Raw genomic sequence first — 19,458 nt, 5'->3', positions numbered from 1 at the left:
CGCCGCCCGCCCCTGCGCTATCAAGGCCGCATGGGACGGGCGGGAATCACGGGCTGGATGGGGGCGCCGCTACGGGTCGCGGCGGCGGCACTTGTGCTCGCGCTCGCCACCCTGCCGGCACTGGCCGAGGGGCGCGTGGCGCTGGTGATCGGCAATGGCAGCTACACGGCGGTGCCGGCCCTCACCAACCCGCTGAACGACGCGGAAGACATCTCGACCGCGCTCGGCGACCTCGGCTTCGACGTCATCACCGTGACCGACGCGACACAGGCGCAGACCGACGACGCCCTGGGCCGCTTCGCCGAGGCCGCCGCCACCTCGGACGTGGCGCTGTTCTACTATGCCGGGCACGCCTTCTCGGTCGGCGGCGAGAACTTCCTCGTACCGACCGACCTGCAGCCCGCCACTGCGGAGGAGATCGTCGCGCAGACCGTTCCGCTGGCCGACGTGATCACGGCGCTCGAGCAGGCGCCGGGCATCCGCATGGTCCTTCTCGACGCCTGCCGCGACAACCCGCTCGGGCTGGAAAGCCCGGGGGGCATCGGCGGGGGGTTGGCGCGGGTCGGCACCGGGGCCGACTTCTTCATCTCCTACGCCACGCAGCCGGGCGCGGTGGCCTTCGACGGCGACGGCCGCAACGGCACCTTCACCGAGGCGCTGCTCAGCCACATCCACACGCCCGCGCAATCGCTGACCGACATGATGATCGCCGTGCGGCGCGACGTGATCGCCGCGTCGGGAGGGCAGCAGATCCCGTGGGAGAACTCGTCGCTCACCCGGCAGTTCGCCTTCCGCGAAGGGGTGCCCGCGGCCTCGCCCGAGACGCTGCTATACCAGGTGGCCGCGCGCACGGGCGACCCCAACCTGATGGCGCTCTATGTCGAGCGTTACCCCGGCGGCGCCCATGCCCGCGACGTGCTCGCCCTTCTGAACGAGCCCGACGCGGCGGCCCCCACGCTGCGGCGCAGCCTGACCGAGACCGACCCCGAGGGCGATCAGCTGTGGCTGCTGGCGCAGCGCACGCGGCTGCGGCAGCTGGCCGACTACTACCTCGAGCTCTATCCCGACGGGCGCCACCGTGCCGCGGCCGAGGCGCTGGCCGCCGCCCTGCCCGCCGAGGCCGAGATGGGCGACGGACGGCTCTGCGAAGAGCTCGCCACCCATCCGCGCGACGCCACGGCGAACACCGCCGGCGTGCCCTTCGCGCGGCTCGAGGCGACGGCGGCGCAAGCGGTGGCGGCCTGTGAGCGGGCGGTCGACCGGTTCCCCGACCTGCCGCACTACGTCGCGCTGCTCGCGCGGGCCAAGGCGGCGGCGGGCGCGCGTGACGAGGCCGTGGCGCTTTACCGGCAGGCGGCGGAACGGGGCGATTTGCGCGCGCTGGTCTCGCTGGGCCTGCTGATGGAGACGGGTGACGGCGTGCCGCGCGACCCGCAGGGCGCGCTCGCGCTCTACGAGCGGGCGGCCGAGGGGGGCAGCGCCGACGGCGCGATCAACCTTGCCGTGGCGCTGTTCAACGGCCAGGTCGTGCCGGCAGACCCCGCGCGCGCGGTGGCTCTGTTCCGGCAGGCGGCCGACGGCGGATCGGCCATCGCCACCTACAACCTCGGCGTGCTTGCGCAGGACGGCGCGCTGGGCGAGGGGCGCGAGGCCGAGGCGCTGGGCTGGTTCCGCCGCGCCGCGCAGCTGGGCGAGCCCCGCGGCTTTCTCGCCGCCGCCATCCTGCTCGACGAGGGCCGCGGCGTGGGCCGGGACGCCGGCCGTGCCGCCGACATGCTGCTGCGCGGCGCCGCCTCGGACGATGGACAGGCGCTGGCGCAACTGACGCAGAACGCGGACGCATGGTCGCCCGAGACGATCCGCGCGGTGCAGGGGCGGCTGGCGCAGGCGGGCCTCTACGCCGGGGCCATCGACGGCCTCGCTGGCCCCGCCATGCGGGCGGCGCTCGAGGCATGGCGCAACGGCGGTTTCGTGGCCGAGGTGCTGGGCAGCTGACCGCCGCCTAGAGCTTCCCCTCGGCGATCCACTCTTCGAGCTTCTGGCGACTGACCTCGAAATGCATCGAGTCCTCCCGCCGCCACGACGCGCCCCACACCCAGCCCTCCTCCTTGAAGAAGTCGGCCAGGATGGTCAGCCCCAGCTGCGTCTTGCCGTCACCCAGCGTGTCGAGCGCGCCGTCGATGTTGAGGTCGACGGCGAGGCCGTAGGCATGCGTCGAGGCGCGCCCCGCCACGCCCCGGATCGCCCGCACGCAGAGCGACCCGGCGGTGTTGATCCGGGCGTAGAGATCGGGGTCGGTCGCCTCGATCCGCTCGAACACGGTGCGCAGCGAGTCGATCGCCGGCCGCAACATCCGCACGCGGATCGGCCCCACCTCCTCTGTCACCAGCTTGGCGGCGAGGCGCTGGTTGGTCATTTCCCGGCAGGTCTGGTCGAGATTCTCGCGCGGCAGGCCGAACTGGTCGCGCAGCCAGCGCGCGCCCGCGATCTGCAGCCCCTCGTTCACCTCGCGACGGTTGGCGATCAGCACCACCTGCGCGTAGGCGTCGATGATCCGGTTGTTCCCGTCGGCGTCGAAGGGCGCGTCGGGCAGTGCCTGCGGCGTGGCTGGCGCGGCGACCTGGGGCTGGTAGCTCGGCGCGGCCGGTCGGCTCGCCACCTCGCGCAGGGCGTTTCCCAGTTCCTCCACGCGCATTCGCAGGTCCTCGACCTGCTGGTTCAGCATCTCGATCTCGATGCGCGCGCCCGAGTCGATCGCCGGCCCCAGGCCCGTCTCGTCGCCCGGCAGGACGCGCGGCAGCACCACCCACAGGACGGGCGCCAGCACGATGGCCAGGGCGATGACGATGGCGGGGAGTAGGCGCATCAGGGGAGCGCTCGCTTCGAGGGCGATGGTACCGAAGATTATGTGGGTCGTGGCCGGCCCGATCAAGCCTCTTCCCGCCCGATCGTGGCGACGTCCGCGTCAAATCGATTGTGAGGGCGGTGGGGCTGGGCTAGCCTCTTCGTGTCCGCGAACAGTGCCGGAAAGGCGATCCCATGACACCGACGCGCTTGGCCTCCCTTGCCCTTTTCGCCCTCTCTATCGCCGCCGCTCCCGCGCTGGCGCAGGATGACGGCTCGATGACGGCCGAAGAAATGCAGAACGCCTTCCAGAAACAGAAGACACGCGGCCTCGTCGTCGTGCCGACCACCGGTGGCGACTCCGCCGCCGCGCAGACCGAGAGCGACGCCGCGACGGAAGTCACGAGCGCCACCTATCAGCCAGTCGCGCCGGAGGACCAGGTGAATGTGCGCATTGCCTTCGACTTCGACAGCGCCGCCCTGCGCGACGACCAGAAGCCGCAGCTTGCGGCCGTCTGCGAGGTGATGAAGGGCATCAACGTCTCCGTGTTCCAGATCATCGGCCACACCGACGCCTCGGGCTCGGCGGACTACAACAAGACGCTGTCGCAGCTGCGCGCCGAGGAGGTGAAGCGCCACCTCGTCGACGAGTGCGGCATCGCCGCCGACCGGCTCCAGGCGATCGGCATGGGCGAGACCGCGCCCTACGACGAGGACGATCCGCGCAGCGACGTCAACCGCCGCGTCGAGTTCCAGGCGCTCGGCTGAGCGACATGTCCGAGGCGGACGCCCCGCACGCGGACGACCTGTTCCGCCCCGGCGACGTGGTCAACAACACCTACCGCATCGAGGCGGTTCTGGGCCGGGGCGGCACCAGCACCGTCTACCGCGCCCGCAGCGAGATCTCGGGCCGGCCGGTAGCCATCAAGGTGCTGCGCCCCGAATTCGCCGGCAACATGGATTATCTTGCGCTTCTGACCCGCGAGGAAGAGATCCGCGAGGTGCGCCACGAGGCCGTGGTGCGCTATTCCGAGAACCACCGGACCGCCGACGGCCACGTCTACCTGCTGATGGACTATATCGACGGTCCCGGCCTCGACCGGCTTATGCGCGAGGGGCCGATGGCGGCCGACGACCTGCTGCTCGTCTGCCGCCGGGTGGCGGGTGGCCTGCAGGCGGCGCATGCGCGCAACATCGTCCACCGCGACCTGTCGCCCGACAACATCATTCTTCGTGACGGCGACCCGGCGCAGGCGGTCATCATCGACTTCGGCATCGCCAGGGATACGAACCCAGGCGCCGAGACCATCGTTGGCAACGACTTCGCCGGGAAATACGCCTACGCCGCGCCCGAGCAGCTGGCCGGCAGGACCGACGCGCGCAGCGACATCTACGCGCTCGGCGCGCTTCTGCTGGCCTGCTTCCGCGGCGCCCGGCCCGACATGGGCCGCTCGCCGATGGAGACGATCGAGAAGAAGGGGCAGCCGCTCGATCTCGAGGGCGTGCCCGAGCCGCTGCGCGGGCTGATCGCCCGAATGTCCGACCCCGACCCCGCCCGCCGCTTCCAGACGGCGGCCGAGGTGATCGCGGCCATGGATGCCGGCGGCGGTTCCCCCGGGCCGGCAACCGAGGCGGACGACGATGCCGACCGCACGGTGTTTTCGCCCGCCGCGCGACCGCGCGAGGAGATCGCCGGCGTGGCCGAGCGACCGGCGCCATCTGTTCCCCCGCCCGGGGAGTCGAGGCCGGGCCGCTCGCGGGCGCCCCTCTTCGCCGGGCTCGCCGCCGCGCTGCTGCTCGCCGTGGGCGCCGGCCTGTGGGCGGCCGGCATGGTCGGCGGCTCCCGCCTGCCCGAGGTCGCGCCCTACGAGCTGACGCTCGACCGCGGCGAGGCGGGCGCGCTGGACGCCGCGGGGCACGTCCCCTCCGAGGAGGTGCTTCAGGCGCTGTCGGGCCGCGCGGCGGCAGAGGGCGGCACCGCCGATCTGGCGCTCGCACGCGGGCCCATCGCGCCGAGCTGGGGGGCCGACGTTCTGGCGCTGGTCGACATCCTCGAGCCGCTCGATACCTATAGCGTCGCTCTGTCGGGCGATGCGGCGCGCGTCACCGGCACCGGGGCCGAGCGCGCCGCCGTCGACGCGGTGCGCGCCGCGCTCGCCCCCGGCCTGCCCGGCGCGCTGACCGGCACGGTCGACATCGCCTATACGCCGCCCTTCCTGGCCGTGGAGCCCCTTCGCGCCATCCTGGCCGAGTTCTCCCATTGCGGCCCGCTCGCGCTGGTCGATCCGCCCGCCACGGGCTACGGCCCTGGGCAGGCGGTGGCGGTGACCGGCAGCGTCGCCTCACCCGCCACGCGCGAGGCCCTGCGCGAGACGCTCTCGGCCGCCGCCTCGCCCCGGCCGGTCGAGATCGAGGCGCAGGTGCTCAACGAGGCCCTGTGCGAGATCGAGCCGCACCTGCCCGAGGCGCCGCCGGGCGGCCTTGCCTTCCGCTTTTCCGAAGGCGCGGCGCCGGGGCAGGAGGCGGGCGACACCTTTCTCGTCGGCGAGAACCCGGTGATCGACGTGGTGCTGCCGGCGGACGTGACCGATGGCTACCTCTCGGTGTCGTTCCTCGACGTGTCGGGCAACGTCTTTCACCTGCTGCCCAACCTCAACCGACCCGACAACGCCGTCGCCAGCCTGCGCGAGGGGCGAGAGGGCGCGGTGACGGTGCGCCTCTCCTACCCGCTGAGCGAGGCCGAGGGCACCGGGCAGCTCGCCTTCCGCGTCGACGACCGGGCGCTCGGCACGAGCAAGATCGTCGCCATCCGCTCCACCGCGCCGCTGTTCGACGCGATGCGACCGACGACCGAGTCGGGGCCGGGCTACGTGCAGGCGCTGACCGACGGGCAGCGCAACGGCGAAGCGCGCGTCACCTCGCTCGACTCCCGCCTGTTCGTCACCGCCGAGAACTAGGGCAACGGCCCTAGACCGCGTCGACCACGATCACGCTGATGTTGTCGGCACCGCCGCCGTCGAGCGCCAGCTGCACCAGACGGTCGGCCACCGTCTCGATCGGCGCCTCCGACAGGATGCGCCGCAACATGGCGAATGTGGCATACTTGGTCAGCCCGTCGGAGCATAGCAGGAAGCGATCGCCGGGGGCGAGCGCGCCGGTCACCTTGTCGAGCTCCAGCGCGTCGCCCACGCCCACTGCGCGGGTGATCGTGTTCGCTTGCGGGTGCCGCTCGGCCTCATCCCAGCCGAGCGTGCCCGAGGCGACGAGGCCCGCGACCAGCGAATGATCCTCGGTCAGCATGTCGATCTCGCCGCCACGCAGGCGATAGAGGCGGCTGTCGCCGGCCCAGAGGCAGGCGAAATGCTCCTGCGCCATGGTCATCGCCACCACCGTCGCGCCGATGGTCGCGCCGCCGCGCCGCGCGCTCTCGGCGCGGATCTCGTCGTGCGCGCGGCCGATCAGGTCGCGGAGCAGGCGCAGCCGGTCGGCGGGCGGGCTCTCGGGCGGCATCGTCGCCACCATGTCGCAGATCATGCGGCTGGCATAGTCGCCGGCCTCGTGCCCGCCCATGCCATCGGCCACGACCCAGAGTGACTGCTCGGGCAGCGACAGGATCGCGTCCTCGTTCACGGCGCGGGTATGGCCGACATGGGTGCGTGCGGAATAGCGGGCGCGGTCTCCGAGGCTCACAGCGGGCGGGCCTCCGTCCAGAGTGCGGCGTGAAGCGTGATCAGCGCCACCTGCTCGCGCGGGCCCGGCAGACCCTCGGCCACCATCAGGCGCGGCACGCCGCCGACCTCGGTCGACCAGAGCGAGGGACGGGCATGGCGCGCTGCAATCAGGCCGCCCGCCACGTCGGCGCAGGCCCCCTCAAGCCCCTGGCCCTGGCTCAGCACCAGGGTGCCCGCGTCGGCCCGCAGCACCGGGTCGGGCGCTGGGGCGGGCGGGGTCAGCGCGGCCAGCCCCTCCTCCAGCGCGGGGCGCGAGGCGCCGTCGTCGAGCATGGCGAGCGCCAGCGTCTCCATGCGCACGAACAGCGGGCCCTCGCGGAAATGGCTCGCCGCCGGGGCGGCCCGCTCGTCGAGCGGCACCACGAGCGTCAGGGGAAAGCGCCGCCCCACCCGATCGACCGAGGGCATCACGACGCCCATGACCGGGCGCGGCCCGGCGAGGCCGGCGGCAAGCGTGAACCGCCAGATCGGCGCCGACATGAACGCCGCGTCGAAGCCCTCGCCCAGCGCCGCCCGCGCCTCGATGATCGTGCGCTGCAGGAAGGCATCCCACGGCTCGACGAAGCCGGGCGGCGCGCTGAGCCGGAAGAAATCGCCGAGGCCCGGGATCTTGCCATAGGCCCCGAAGGCCGTGCCGGGGGCCGCCTCCACCCGCCCGGCCCTCAGAACGATCCCGGGCAGCTGAACTGCGCCAGCGCGGGCAGGGCGAAAGGGTTGAGCACCGAGCCCGTCTGCATCTGGAAGATCGCGATGCGGCCGCCCACGTTGAAGATCACGCGCTTGCGGTCGGCAACGTTGGTGTTGCGCACCTCGGCCGCGTCGAACAGCCGGAACGCCGCCCACGGCCCGTCGCGCGACAGCACGTTCTCGGTGGTGCCTGTGGGTGGCTCGAACACCACGCGAGCCAGGCCCACCGGCCCCGGCCAGCGCACCGCGAGCGGCGTGGGCAGACCGCCGCGATGGGCGAACGACACCGACTGTCCGTCGATCTCGAGCGTCATCGCCTCGGCCGAGGGGTCGAGCGCCTCGGGCGTGATCTGGAACTGCACGTTGGCGCCGCCACCGCCTGGAAAGAACGCCTCCTTGATGTCGTGGGCGTGCTGCAGCTCCTCGAGCACCTGTTGCGAGATGCCGAGGTCGGTGCCGTTGGCGCTGCGCCACGTCCACGGCCTTGTGCTCCGGTCGACGTGCTCGACGAGGTTCTCCTGGAAGAACGCGTCGATCAGGCCCGATGGGCCGAACAGGCGGGTGAAGTCGGTCATCGACACGTCGGCCTGCGCGCGCCGGTTGAACGGGTAGCGGTTCTCGGTCACCTGCTGGCAGAACGGCAGCACGCTGGCCTTCCACCGCGCGTCGAAGGCGGCGCGCGTGCCCTCGGCCGTGATTCCGGACGAGCCGGCGGCGATCTGCGAGGCCCAGCGCGGCACCGGCCCGTCGATGCGGGCGGCGAGTTCCTGGAAGCGCACGAGCGCGCCGCCGCCATCGGGGCCCGTGACCCCTGCAAAGCTCATCCGGTTCAGCTCCTGGTAGACCTCGGTCAGCCGCCCCATCAGCTCGTCGAGCTGCGAGGGCTGGCCGTTGGCGCGCTCGGTCAGGGCGTGCAGCCAGGCGAACCGCTCTTCCACGAAGGTGCCGGGCGGCGCGGGGGGCGGGCCACCCTCGGCCTGGGCGGTGCGGGCCAGCGCCTCGAGCAGGAGGCGCTCCTGGATCGACAGCGCACCCTCGGCCTCGATGCCGACGATGTTCTGCGCGGCCTGTCCCAGCTCGGATTCGCCGAGGGCGCCGCCCCGCTCGGTCAGCCGCGTCTCCTGCGCCACCGCGTCGAGCACGTTCACGATCGGCGATGTCGGCCCCGACAGCACGTTCGTCACCTCGACGGCATGGGCGAGGCTTTCCAGCGGCACGATGTCGATGTCGCCGAGCAACGTGTCGTAGCGGCTGATGTAGTCGTTGTAGTAGAGATCGAGCACGTCGCGGCTGAGACGGGCGAGCGCCAGTTCCGACTGCTCCGACTCGCCGCGCGGCCCCAGCACCCAGCTGTCGCGCTGGATGCGCTCGGCCACGCCCAGCGCCTCGCCGAGGAACACGTCGTTGAAGCCGCGATGGGTGAAGATGCCCTCGATCCCGTCGTTCAGCGCCTTGCCTGACGAGCGGATGAAGACGCGCCCGATGGCCGGCCCCCCCACGTCGGTCAGGCGCCACTGGGGCAGCGAGGTCGCCGCGTCCGAGCCGAGGATGCCGTTGTAGACCCGTTGCGCCAGCGGCATCTCGGCAAGGATGGCCTGAACCTGCTCCACCAGCGGGCCGTTGAGCTCGATCTTCTGCATCGGCTGGCCCAGCAGGGCGTCGAGATGCCCCGAAAGGTCGGCGCGGAACGCCTCGCGCTGCGGCCCGGGAAACGACACCTGCCAGTCGACCGCCATCCACGCCTTGACGAGGTCGGCGTTCATCGGCCCCTCGAGGCCGAGCATCATGTAGACCTTCAGCGCCTCGTAGAGCACGTCGGGCTCGTTGACGTTTGCCGTGATCTGCTCCTCGAGCCGCAGCAGCAGCCGCGGCAGGAACCGCTGGTTGAGCGCGGCTCGGTAGGTCTGCGCCGCCGAGGTGCCGATCACTTCGCCCTGGTAGAGGCCCCACCGCAGGCGCCCCTCGGGCTCGGGCGTGTCGACGGCCGGGTTCGCCGGCATGTCGCGCAGGACGTTCAGCGCCTCGACGATGGGCGGCAGGTCGGTGTCGCCCACGGGGCTGGGCGGCAGAACGGCGGCGGCCCGGGTGTAGCCGGCCGCGGCCTCCTGCGCTTCCGCCACCAGCGCCGCGTTGCCGAAATAGGAGCGCGTCAGCAGCGTGCCGAGCGTGGCGGCGACCAGCACGGTCGCCGCCACGGCGCCCCACTTGGTCACGCGGTAGCGCCGCTCCACCTTGTCGTCGGCCGAGACGAGGCCGGCCTCGGGAAAGATCACCTCCTCGAACAGGCGGGTCAGGAAGAACGACCGCCCCGTGCCGCGCCCGGTGCCGATGGCCTGCCGCCCGATGCCGAAGGTGCGCGCCATCGACAGCATCAGCCGGTCGATCGGGGTGCCCTCCTGCGTGCCGGAGGTGAGGTAGACGCCGCGCAACTGGTGCCGCGCCTCGTAGCGGTTGTCCTGGAAGGTCTCGGTCAGGAAGTCGCGTGCCACCCGGCGGAGCGAGGCGACCTGTCCCGGGAACCCCGCGATCAGCGAGCGCCGCTGGTGATCGGTCTCGGCCGTCATCTTCTCGAGCAGCTGCGCGTTGAGCTGAGCGAGGAGCGCGGCAAACTCCTCGTCGAAGCGCCCCACCGGCGGCACCTCGGCGTTGGCGGCGTCGAGCGGCAGGGTAAAGCCCCAGACCTGCTCGCGCTCCTCCTTGCCGAGCGTGTCGTGGAACTCGGTGAAGCCCGCGATCAGGTCGGCCTTGGTGAACAGCACGTAGACCGGAAAGCGCACGCCCAGCTTCTCGCGCAGCTCGTTGAGGCGGCGGCGCACGGCGCGGGCATGCTCGGCCCGCGTCCGCTCGTCGGACATCAACAGGTCCGACAGGCTGATCGCCACCATCGCGCCGTTGATCGGCTGGCGCTTGCGGTGTTTCTTCAGCAGGCCGAGAAAGCCCAGCCACGCGGCATTGTCGAGCTCGGCGTCGCTTTCCTGCGTGGTGTATCGGCCGGCGGTGTCGATCAGCACGGCCCGGTCGGTGAACCACCAGTCGCAGTTGCGGGTGCCGCCGACGCCGCCCACCGCCGTCTTGCCGATTTCGTCGGCGAGCGGAAACTGGAGGCCCGAATTGACGATGGCGGTCGTCTTGCCGGCGCCGGGCGGGCCGATCATCACGTACCACGGCAGCTCGGCCAGGTGCCTGCGCCCGTTCTTCGACTTGCGCAGGGCGGCCATCGCCGCCTTCAGCTTGCCGCGAAGCTCGTCGATCTCGCCCGCCGCGACGGCGCCCTCGCCTCCCGTGTCGACGCTCTCGACGATCTCCTCCGTCATCTTCCGCTCTCGGCGGCGCCGCAGGAAGAAGACGGTCAGCGCGATCAGGAAGAAGACGAGAAGGATCGCGCCCGCCCCGAGCAGGCGCGAGGCCAGCGTGTCGAAGGGCGCCCAGCCCTCCGTCGACAGGAACGGCCCGAAGTAGAGCAGCAGGCCCGCCAGAACCGCCGCGCAGAAGAACAGCGCGGAATAGACCGACAGGAAGACGAGGCGCAGAACACGGCGGATCATCACGAAGCCTCCCTGACCAGCAATATCTCTATGCGGCGGTTCGCGGCGCGCCCCTCGCGCGTGGCGTTGTCGGCGATCGGGTCGCTGTCGGCGCGGCCCTCGGCCGACAGGCGCGCGGGGTCGTCCATCCTCTCGGCCATCTTCGCCATCACGGTCTTTGCACGCGCCAGCGACAGCGCCATGTTCGACGGCCAGCGCGCGGTCGAGGTGGGCACGTTGTCGGTGTGGCCGACCACGATCACCAGGCCGCGCTCGGCGTTCAGCGCCTCGGTGATGCGATCGATCTTTGGCGCGAAGACGGGGTCCAGCCGGTCGGACGCCGAGGCGAACATGCCCGACCCCGCGACACGGATCGTCAGCACGTTGCCATCGCGAAAGACCGTGACGATGCCCTCGTCGATCTCGGGCTGAAGGAAGGCGGCCACCTTTTCGAGCTGCTGCTGGTCGGTCGGCGGCGCCGGCGCGGGCGGCGGCGGCGGCGCCCGCCGCTGGAGCTGCGCGGGCGGGCCGGCGTCGATCACCGCGAGGCGGCCGACCAGGTTCTCGGTGCGATTGGCCAGAAGGCTCGACAACGTTGCGAACTGCGCGATCAGGATCAGCCCGGTCACGCCGAGCGCGATGTAGACGAGCCGCCACGCCGAAAGCGCCCTGAACGGCCGGTCGACGCCCTTCCATCTCGGCGACAGGTCGCGCTCGACCGGTCCGCGCTGCGCCCGGATCAGCCGGGCGAGGCCCTGGCGGATGCGCAGGTGCTTGTCGGCGCCGTTCTGTTCGACCCGAAGCCGCCCCTCGAAGCCGAGCGACAGGCACATGTAGAGGAATTCGAGCATCTCCAGGTTCTCGGCCGGCTGCTTTTCCAGCCGGGCGAGCAGGTCGTAGAAGCGGTCGCCGCCCACCGTCTCGCGGTGGAACGTACCGACCATGCTCTGCAACCCCCAGCTCGACTGCCCGCCCCAGGGCGTGTTGAGCACGACGTCGTCGAGAAGCGCGCAGAGCGCGTAGCGCGCCACCTTGACCGTCTGGGCGGGGATGCCCGCCTGCAACGCGCGGTTCTCGAAGGCGCGGATCTCGGCCACCACGCTCTGCCGCAGCTTCTCGGGGTCGAGGTGCTGCGCCCGGTTGCGGATGCGTGAGGCGAGCGCGAAGAGCGGTGCGGCGCAGGCGTTGAGACGGTTCATGCCGGTCAGCACGACCTCGTCGGCATCCTCGCCCGCCGCCCGCCCAGGCTGCCCCGCGGGCGCCGTCACCGGCACGCCGAAGGCGTCGACGGCGCCCGCCTGCGCCTCGCCGCCGCCCTGCGGCCCGGGCGGCGCGGCGGGCACGGCCCGAGGCGCCTCGGCGAAGGGGTCGGCAGCGGCGGGTGCGGGGGCGGCGGGGGAGGGGGGAGCGGGCGCGGTGCGCCGCCCGCCGGGATTGGGGCGGATCACCGTCCGGTCGCCGTCGTCCTCGCGGAATGGATCGTCGCTCGCCATGGCCAAGGCCCTCGCGTCAGCTGGTGCGGATCGCCCAGAGTTCCATCTTCAGCCCGGGATACTGGCCCGAGACATGCACCGCGATCCCGCCCGACGTGGTCATCCGCTTCCACGCCGGGTTGTTCTGGTCGAGTTCGAAATACACCACCCCCGCATGATAGGGGATCTGGCGCGGCGCCACGGGCAGGGGCCGCAGCGCGATTCCGGGCAGGGCCGAGTTGACCAGTTGCCGGATTTCTTCCACCGGCCCGATCTTGGCCTGCCCGGCGAAGTGGCGGCGCACGTCCTCGGCCGGGATGTCGGCCGACACCGCCAGAACGAAGCCGGCCGTGCCGAGCAGCTTGCGGTCGGCGATGACGCCCACCGAGATGCCGTATTTGCGCGGCTCGAGCGGGATCGCCACCGCCGTCTGCTCGAGCACCGAGCTGAGGTAGCGCCGAAGCACCCGGATCACCGGCGCGAATGTGTCGGTCAGGTCGTCGTGGCGGTAGGGCGGCAGCTCGGGGGGGCGCTTGTCGTCGGCCATGAAGGTGGCCAGTTCGCCCGCCAGCGCGGCACAGGCACGGAACGCCGTCTCCGGGTGCAGGTTCTCGATCGTTCGGAAATGGCGGAAAAGCGGGATCGACCGGTTGAGCAACTGCAGAAGCAGCACGTCCTGCACCTCGGCCACGCCGCGCGCCCCGCCGCCCTCTTCCAGCCGCCCGGCCAGCGCCTGCATCCGGTGCGACATCAGCCCCTCGAGTTCTTCGAGAAAGCCAGACAGCGGCTCCGCGGCGCGCACGTCGAGCGCCGAGGGCACGAAGGCGCGGTCGAGAACGATCTCCTTGTCGGGGCGCACCTCGATGATGCGCGCGATCGGAATGGCGAGCTTGTCCGACAGGTCGTCGACGGCGAGCGCGAATTGCAGCCGCAGCTTGCCCACGCCGACCGTCGCGGGTTTCCTCTGCTGGCTCATCACGTCGACCACGTCCTGCTCGGCGGGGCGCAGGCGGCTGACCGACTGCTCGGCGCCCGACAGGTCGACCTCTGCCGCGCCCTCGCGCCGCTGCGGCACGGTCAGGAGCACCACGCATTCCTTTATCGTGGGCGGGACGACCAGCGCCGGCGGATGGTCGTCGGCGGCGGGGATGCGGAACACCGCGCCGTCCTGCGTCAGCCCGGCGGCGTGCTTCAGCGCGAACTGGCCCACCTTGAGCGCGGCCTCGTCGATGGCGAGGTCGCTGACCCCCCAGGCATAGGGCGCCACCCGCCGTGCGAGGCCCGCCACCAGCGCCTCGTGGTAGCGGTCGGCCTGCTGAAAGTGGTGGGGCTGCATGAACAGCCCCTCAGTCCAAAGCACCTTGCTGTCCCAGGACAAGAACGCCCCTCCGTCTTTCTTTCGTCGTTGCCTGCCGCGGCCCCGAAGGCGCCGGCAGGGGGTCAGAGCTTTTTCAGCTGCTCCTTGTAGGCACGGGCGAATTCGCGGCTGAAGAGCTCGTGAAAGTCGTTCTCGGCCTGGTCGGAAATCTCGGCATACATCTTCTCGTAGACCTCCCAGTAGCGGGCCTTCTTGCCCTTGAAGACGCTGCCGAGATTGCCGGAACTCTCGATCTGGCCGGCCAGGGCCGCCGGGTCGAGCCGGGCCAGAACGCCCTTCAGCGCCGCCTCCATCCCCGTGACCATCGCAACCTCATGGGCCTTGATGTCGCGCAGCGCCTCGTTGGTGGCGGCCTCGGCATCGAGATAGCCGCGGGCGCGGGGCCGCACGAGCGCCTCCACCGCCTGGTCGGGGCTGACCGAGAACTTCAGCGGGTTGTTGCCCTGGGCCGAGATCATCGTCTGGTCGATGCGGAACTCGTTCTTGATCGAGGTGCGGGTCATCAGCACCTCGCGCAGCCCGGCGATCATCGCGCGCATCACCCGCCCCATCCGCTCCATGGTCGGCACGAGCTGGTCGTCGGGCACCGACAACTCGGCGACATCGAGCGCCTCGAGGAAGGCGCGCGCCGCCGTCTCCCGCGCCCCGCCCGGGGCGAGGGTGCGCGGCTGTTGCGCCGCGGCAGGCGGCGAGGCCGGCTGCGGTGCCGGTTGCGAGTCCTGCGGCGCCGCTTCCGCAGGCGGGGCGCCGGGCCGCGGCGGCACCGGCGGAGCAAGCGGCTCGTCCTCGCCGAAGGGGTCGGCATCCCAGTCGTCGGGGATGATGCCCCCGCCACCAATGCCGCCGCCAATGCCGCCGCCGCTGCGATAGCTGTCCGACACCGACGCCCCGTGCAGCAGCGGCGAGTCGCCCCCCGGCTCCTCTGGCGGGGCGATTTCGTCGTCGAGCGGCGACGTGCGATCCTCCTCCGGGGGCAGCAGCTCGTCGATCGGGTCGGGGATGTTCAGCCCCGACGGGCCGACCGGCCCCTCCGCGCCGAGCAGGTCGTCGAGGAAGTCGCCCTCGGGCGCGGGGGCGTCGAGCAGGTGCGCGGGGTCGGGTGCGGCCTCGGCCGAGCCGAACGACACCGCCTCCTGCGCGACGGGAGCGGCGAGGCCGGGCTCGGGCGCGTCGGCCGCGATCTCGACCACCAGCTCGTACGGCCCGGCCGACAGCACGTCGCCGTCGTTGAGCGGCGTCGGCGTGCGACCGAGCGGGATGCGCGAGTAGTTGAGGAACGTGCCGTTGGTCGACAGGTCGACGACCACGACCTCGCCGCCCTGCGCCTCGATCACGAAATGGCTCTTCGACAGGGTCCTTTCCGGGTCGGGCAGCACGAGGTCGTTTGCAGGGCCGCGCCCGACCGTCAGGCTGCCACCCCGCATCGCCACCGGGCGCCCGTCGCCCGGTATCGCCCCGGAAGACTGGAATTTCAGCCGCACCGCCATTCCGCCGTCAGCCCCCCACCAGCACGGTCGGCATGCAGGGCGGGATGATGAAGCCGCCGCAGGCGCAGGTGTCCGTCACCCGCGCGGCCGGCAGGTTGCCGATCAGCACCGTGGCCGATCCCTTGACGATCGGATGGGGCGGCGCGGCCGCCGTCATGTCGGTGACCCGCGCCGCGGGCAACCCGCCCACCAGAACCGTGGGAAACCCCGCGGCGATCGGCGTCGGCACGCCCGGCGGCGGAGCCGGCGGAGCGGGGGGCGGCGCGGGCAGGAGGCAGCCGTGCAGGTCGGTGATCCTGGCCTGGGGAAACGTCATGTCACACCTCCTCCGACGCGCCGCGGGGCGCCGCGATCCGCCCGTTGCCGCCACGGGCAATGTCCACCGCACGATCGACCAGCACCCGGCCATAGGCCATCGGGTCGCCCTCGTGCTCTCCCATCGCCTTGAGGTTCATCACGAAGGCCAGGACCTCGCACGCGCCCGCGGGTGCGGGGTGCTCGGCGAGGTCGCCGGGGCCGAGCGTGCCGTCGGCATAGAGCACGGCCTCGGCACAGAGCACGGTGTCGTCGTCCACCCTCGCGTGGTCGAGCGACGCCCGTGCCGCCTCGCGATTCTCGTCGGTCGGCCGCACCACCCACGCCTCGGCGGCCTTCAGCGCGGGCGTCATGCGCGCATCGCCGGAGCCGACCATGTCGCGCGCGGCAAGGCAGGCCCACCACACCCGCTCGCGCGGGGGAAGCGCGACCGCCATCAGCTTGAGCTGGTCGATCACGGCGCCCCGTTGCTCCAATCCGGCGAGAACGACGTCGACCGGAGCGGTCGGCGGCGCATCGACGGGCGACTCGAGATCGAGGTTCGCGAGCGACAGGAGCTTCGCCGCGGGCTCCTTCGCCGCCTTCGTCATGTTGTCGAACCGTCCACTCATCGTGCCGCCATCAGTTGATCTTGGTGATCCCGCCCTTGAGGATGAGCGTCGTGTTCCCGACCACGTCGGTAAAGCCTGCCTTCATCTGGGCCATGGCCGATCCCTTGATCTGTATCATGGTCGACTCGATGGCGATCTTCGACGGGGTCATGGTGATCTTGCTCTGCCCGCAGACGAGCTCGATCTTCTGGGCGGCCTTCAGGGTCGCGGTTCCCGCCTTCACGTCGACCGAGAGGTTGCCGCTCGTCACCTCGCGCGTCTCGTCCTGCTTGACCGTGTGCGCGAGATTGTTGTCGATCTGCACCGTCGCGTCGTTCTTGACGAGTTCCTCGTAATCCTTCTGCGCCTGCAGGTAGACACGTTCGCTCCCGGCCTTGTCGTCGAACATCAGTTCGTTGAAACCGCCGCCATCGGGCGACGAGTTCGAGCGCAGGCCGATCTGCGTCCAGTTCTCGGATGTCCCGTAATCGTAGGGCTGCTTCCGGGTGCCGTTATAGACCATGCCGGTGCAGATCGGACGGTCGGGGTCGCCATCCTCGAAGGCGATGACCGCCTCCATCCCCACCCGTGGCAGCGCCACGAAGCCGTAATCCTGACCGGCCCAGGGCGTGACCACGCGCACCCAGCACGAGGCGTGATCGTCGACATCCGGCTGGGCGGGAAGCGGGTCGCCGTTGGGCTTTCGCGACCAGTGAAAGCGCACGCGGATGCGGCCGAGCGCATCGGAGTGGATGTCGCCCTGCCCCACCACCGTGGCGGTCTGGGGGCCGACGATCCGCGGCCACGGCGTGACGGGCGGCGAGCGGAACGGCGTGGCCACCTTGATCGCGGTGAACGTCGACGAATAGACGTCACGGTTGTCTTCGGGCAGCCGGACCCGCTCGCTCACGAGATCGCGGCGGATCGGCACCTCTTCGTAGCCGGCCGACTCCTGAAGGTAGTGCACCGCGTCGACCACGAGAAACTCGTCGCGCTCGAGATCGTCGGCGCCGACCTCCTCGGCGTGAACGAAGAAGCGGTAGCCGGTGCCGAGATGACGCACGGTGCCCGCGCCCCGGCGCACGTCGTGGCGAGCGGCGAGAGACTCCATCCAGACGCGCGCCCTGTCCTTGCCCGACTCGCTGTCCTGCGCGCTCTCCCCATGATCGCGCCCGAGCGTGGTGAACCGGCCGGGATGCATGAAGATCTCGCCCTTCTGCACGAGCGCGCGCTCGCCCATCTCGATCTCGCTTCGCTCGACCATCGTGTCCGACAACCGGTAGTCGAGGTCTGACAGCGTGACCCGCGTCGATTGCACCGTCTGCAGCTTCGCCCACTCGGCGATGTGGTCGCCGCGCAGGGAGGCAGATGCGTCGCGCTTCATGTAGGGCAGGTCCGCCTCGACCGGCACCGGCCCGTGCGAGCCGCTTCCGTCGCAAAGGACGACCTTCTCGTCCTTGCCCTCGGCCTCGGAGTGATCGAAGTAGTAGTAGATCCCCTCCTGCTCCATCAGCCGGCTGATGAAGTCGAAGTCGGTCTCCTGATACTGCACGCAGGTGGGACGAGCCCGGTATTGCGCGTTAAGTCTGATGTCCTTCTGGGTAAGCCCGTGCTCCTCGAGGATGGTCTGGATGATCTGCGGGGTACTCGTGTCCTGGAACACGCGGCTGTTGCGGCGGCGGGTCAGCATCCACAGCCGCGGCCGCAGCTCGGCCACGTAATGCCCCTTGCCCCGTCGCAGGCCCAGCGTCTCGACGGAGACGATCGTTCCGGTGAACAGCCGGTCTGGGCCGCTCTCGGTCTGTCCGGCCACGTGCAGGGTCATCCGCTTGCCGAGGAAGGTGGACAGCGGCTCTTCGTCGGTCTTCCAGAGGAACTCGACCGTCGCCTCGGTCAGACGGCCGAGGGCCTCGCGCACCACGGCGCGCCGCAGGTCGATGTCCTCGTCGGCCTTGACGAAGTCACCGGTGATCCAGGTGAGGGAACTCCTCTTCTCCATCGTCGCTCCTTCGGCGCGCGGGCACAGGGCCCTGCCGGTCACAAATCGGCCGGAAGGGCCGCGAGGTCGTTGTCCATCCTGTCGTCGTCGTCGCACACGTCAAAATCATGGTCTTCGCTGCGGGCCGCCGTCGCCTCGCGCCCCGCACATCCTTCACTCCCGTCGAGCGGCCCGCCACGACCATGCCGCCGCGGGGCCCGACCGCCTAGAGGAGTTGCTCCACCAGGACATCGTCCACCTCCGTTCCGATGCTGTCGACCAGAACGAGGATGCTGTCGGCCGCTCCGAAATCGGTGAAACCGGCCCCGAGAGCGAGGTCGCCCAGCTTCATCGACATCTGTGCGTAGTCGACCCATCCCGGCTTCTTGTCCTTCAGGTTCTTGACCTGCGGCTTGTATATCGTGTTGTAGCGGTTTCGACCCTTGGTGATCTTCCTGTCCGCCTCCGGGATCTCGGCCAGAAGCCGGTTGACCTCGTCCGCCAGCTTGTCGACGGACGTCTCGAGCTTGGGCAGCTTCTTCGACTTGTATTTGCCCTGCCGGAGCTTCTTCTTCTTGACGTCGATCTTCTTCTGGAGCTCGAGCTGCTGATCGAGGATCTTGTTGAGCTTGATTCCCATCTCCGACAGCTTGATGTCGATTCCGTCGAGCTTTCCCTTGAAGTCCGAAAGGCCGTTCTCGGCGCTTGAAATGCTGGGCAGCGTCGCCGCAACGAACTGTTCGACCGCCGCCTTGCCCAGTTCCTTGCCGACCACCGCCGCCTTGCCGTTCTTCATGTACGCGCTGTAGATCGTGCGGAGGTCGTTCCTGAGGTCTTTCTCGGCTGCGTCGACGTCACGGCGCAGCCGGTTGATCACCTTTCCGAGTTGAGCGATGGCCTTGGCGTTGACGTAGATCGCGGCGACGAGGCCGGGGATGGCCGCGCCGCCGGTGGTCGCCACCCCGGCGCTCGAGACGACGGTGCCCAGCGTCGCCGTGGCGACCCCGAGCGTGCCGACCGTCACCTTCGCGCTGGCCTTGACCACGTATTTCGTGCGGTCCTTTCGGACCTGCTGCCATTTCTGGATATGCTTCTTGGCCTGGACCAGCATCTCGGCCTGGGCCTGGGTGAAGATGTCCGGCGCCCGCTTCGCCCATTCCTTCTTTGGGTAGTCGGCAGGCTTCAGAGGCGGTTTGAGAAAATTGTCGTCAATCTCGGTCGCAAGCTTCGCCAGCTCGGCGACCGTCTCCTTGTAGATCTTCGACACGTCCCTGAAGATCTTTCCCGCGAGAACCGCGTCGAGCTCGATCTTCTTGGCGAGATCGTCTGACACCTCGAGGTAAAGGTTGAACTTGGTGTCCTTGGGCAGCGCCGTGTTCTTGAGCTTGACCTTCGACTTCAACTCTCGCCGGATGTCAGCCGTGCAAAGAGGAATTTTTGTCGTTCCCATTG

Annotated in this window: 14 protein-coding genes; 3 read left to right on the top strand and 11 right to left on the bottom strand. The window is 70.5% G+C overall.

Going from position 1 to position 19,458, the window contains the following annotated elements; all coding sequences use genetic code 11:
- The first annotated feature begins 30 nt into the window (after window positions 1-30).
- Window positions 31-1,995 (top strand): caspase family protein, encoded by a 1,965-nt coding sequence (locus DLJ49_RS05190; RefSeq protein ID WP_233488750.1) that lies wholly within the window; start codon window positions 31-33, stop codon window positions 1,993-1,995.
- A gap of 7 nt (window positions 1,996-2,002) precedes the next feature.
- Here the strand turns inward: DLJ49_RS05190 and DLJ49_RS05185 are convergent, their stop codons facing one another.
- Window positions 2,003-2,866 carry a M15 family metallopeptidase gene (locus DLJ49_RS05185; RefSeq protein WP_115392571.1) on the bottom strand — a complete coding sequence of 288 codons (864 nt, stop codon included), beginning with the start codon at window positions 2,864-2,866 and terminating at the stop codon, window positions 2,003-2,005.
- A 173-nt stretch (window positions 2,867-3,039) separates the two neighbouring features.
- Between DLJ49_RS05185 and DLJ49_RS05180 the strand changes: the two genes are divergently transcribed.
- On the top strand, window positions 3,040-3,612 hold the full coding sequence (locus DLJ49_RS05180; protein WP_115392464.1) for an OmpA family protein: 573 nt from the start codon (window positions 3,040-3,042) through the stop codon (window positions 3,610-3,612).
- Between the two features lie 5 nt (window positions 3,613-3,617).
- Window positions 3,618-5,801 (top strand): serine/threonine protein kinase, encoded by a 2,184-nt coding sequence (locus tag DLJ49_RS05175; RefSeq protein ID WP_115392463.1) that lies wholly within the window; start codon window positions 3,618-3,620, stop codon window positions 5,799-5,801.
- Window positions 5,802-5,811: 10 nt separating this feature from the next.
- Here the strand turns inward: DLJ49_RS05175 and DLJ49_RS05170 are convergent, their stop codons facing one another.
- From DLJ49_RS05170 to DLJ49_RS05125, 10 genes are all read right to left on the bottom strand, one after another.
- Window positions 5,812-6,534 (bottom strand): PP2C family protein-serine/threonine phosphatase, encoded by a 723-nt coding sequence (locus DLJ49_RS05170; protein ID WP_115392462.1) that lies wholly within the window; start codon window positions 6,532-6,534, stop codon window positions 5,812-5,814.
- Window positions 6,531-7,226 (bottom strand): type VI secretion system-associated protein TagF, encoded by a 696-nt coding sequence (gene tagF, locus DLJ49_RS05165; protein WP_158547394.1) that lies wholly within the window; start codon window positions 7,224-7,226, stop codon window positions 6,531-6,533. Before tagF ends, DLJ49_RS05170 begins: the two co-directional genes overlap by 4 nt.
- A gap of 11 nt (window positions 7,227-7,237) precedes the next feature.
- Window positions 7,238-10,807, bottom strand: a complete 3,570-nt coding sequence (gene tssM / locus DLJ49_RS05160; protein WP_115392460.1) for a type VI secretion system membrane subunit TssM — start codon at window positions 10,805-10,807, stop codon at window positions 7,238-7,240.
- The gene (gene tssL, locus DLJ49_RS05155; protein WP_115392459.1) at window positions 10,807-12,279 is read right to left on the bottom strand and encodes a type VI secretion system protein TssL, long form; all 1,473 of its coding nucleotides are present in this window, start codon (window positions 12,277-12,279) and stop codon (window positions 10,807-10,809) included. Before tssL ends, tssM begins: the two co-directional genes overlap by 1 nt.
- 16 nt (window positions 12,280-12,295) lie before the next feature.
- Window positions 12,296-13,636 carry a type VI secretion system baseplate subunit TssK gene (tssK, locus tag DLJ49_RS05150; RefSeq protein ID WP_115392458.1) on the bottom strand — a complete coding sequence of 447 codons (1,341 nt, stop codon included), beginning with the start codon at window positions 13,634-13,636 and terminating at the stop codon, window positions 12,296-12,298.
- A gap of 62 nt (window positions 13,637-13,698) precedes the next feature.
- Window positions 13,699-15,123 (bottom strand): type VI secretion system-associated FHA domain protein TagH, encoded by a 1,425-nt coding sequence (gene tagH, locus DLJ49_RS05145; protein ID WP_115392457.1) that lies wholly within the window; start codon window positions 15,121-15,123, stop codon window positions 13,699-13,701.
- Between the two features lie 7 nt (window positions 15,124-15,130).
- Window positions 15,131-15,439 carry a PAAR domain-containing protein gene (locus DLJ49_RS05140; RefSeq protein ID WP_115392456.1) on the bottom strand — a complete coding sequence of 103 codons (309 nt, stop codon included), beginning with the start codon at window positions 15,437-15,439 and terminating at the stop codon, window positions 15,131-15,133.
- Between the two features lies 1 nt (window position 15,440).
- Window positions 15,441-16,049 (bottom strand): DUF6931 family protein, encoded by a 609-nt coding sequence (locus tag DLJ49_RS05135; protein ID WP_115392455.1) that lies wholly within the window; start codon window positions 16,047-16,049, stop codon window positions 15,441-15,443.
- A gap of 10 nt (window positions 16,050-16,059) precedes the next feature.
- Complete coding sequence (locus DLJ49_RS05130) at window positions 16,060-18,027, bottom strand: type VI secretion system Vgr family protein (protein ID WP_115392454.1); 1,968 nt, start codon at window positions 18,025-18,027, stop codon at window positions 16,060-16,062.
- 205 nt (window positions 18,028-18,232) lie between these two features.
- Window positions 18,233-19,456, bottom strand: a complete 1,224-nt coding sequence (locus DLJ49_RS05125) for a hypothetical protein (RefSeq protein ID WP_147277262.1) — start codon at window positions 19,454-19,456, stop codon at window positions 18,233-18,235.
- Window positions 19,457-19,458 lie beyond the last annotated feature (2 nt).

The organism is Rhodovulum sp. 12E13, from assembly GCF_003340565.1.
In the GTDB taxonomy this organism is placed as follows: Bacteria; Pseudomonadota; Alphaproteobacteria; order Rhodobacterales; family Rhodobacteraceae; genus HLUCCA09.
This window is presented reverse-complemented; position numbering and strand designations above follow the sequence as displayed.

Excerpts from the sequence above, each read along its gene's own strand:
- DLJ49_RS05190 (WP_233488750.1), top strand. The coding sequence starts at position 31 with ATGGGACGGGCGGGAATCACGGGCTGGATGGGGGCGCCGCTACGGGTC.
- DLJ49_RS05185 (WP_115392571.1), bottom strand. The coding sequence starts at position 2,866 with ATGCGCCTACTCCCCGCCATCGTCATCGCCCTGGCCATCGTGCTGGCG.
- DLJ49_RS05180 (WP_115392464.1), top strand. The coding sequence starts at position 3,040 with ATGACACCGACGCGCTTGGCCTCCCTTGCCCTTTTCGCCCTCTCTATC.
- DLJ49_RS05175 (WP_115392463.1), top strand. The coding sequence starts at position 3,618 with ATGTCCGAGGCGGACGCCCCGCACGCGGACGACCTGTTCCGCCCCGGC.
- tssM (WP_115392460.1), bottom strand. The coding sequence starts at position 10,807 with ATGATCCGCCGTGTTCTGCGCCTCGTCTTCCTGTCGGTCTATTCCGCG.
- tssL (WP_115392459.1), bottom strand. The coding sequence starts at position 12,279 with ATGGCGAGCGACGATCCATTCCGCGAGGACGACGGCGACCGGACGGTG.
- tagH (WP_115392457.1), bottom strand. The coding sequence starts at position 15,123 with ATGGCGGTGCGGCTGAAATTCCAGTCTTCCGGGGCGATACCGGGCGAC.
- DLJ49_RS05140 (WP_115392456.1), bottom strand. The coding sequence starts at position 15,439 with ATGACGTTTCCCCAGGCCAGGATCACCGACCTGCACGGCTGCCTCCTG.
- DLJ49_RS05135 (WP_115392455.1), bottom strand. The coding sequence starts at position 16,049 with ATGAGTGGACGGTTCGACAACATGACGAAGGCGGCGAAGGAGCCCGCG.
- DLJ49_RS05130 (WP_115392454.1), bottom strand. The coding sequence starts at position 18,027 with ATGGAGAAGAGGAGTTCCCTCACCTGGATCACCGGTGACTTCGTCAAG.
- DLJ49_RS05125 (WP_147277262.1), bottom strand. The coding sequence starts at position 19,456 with ATGGGAACGACAAAAATTCCTCTTTGCACGGCTGACATCCGGCGAGAG.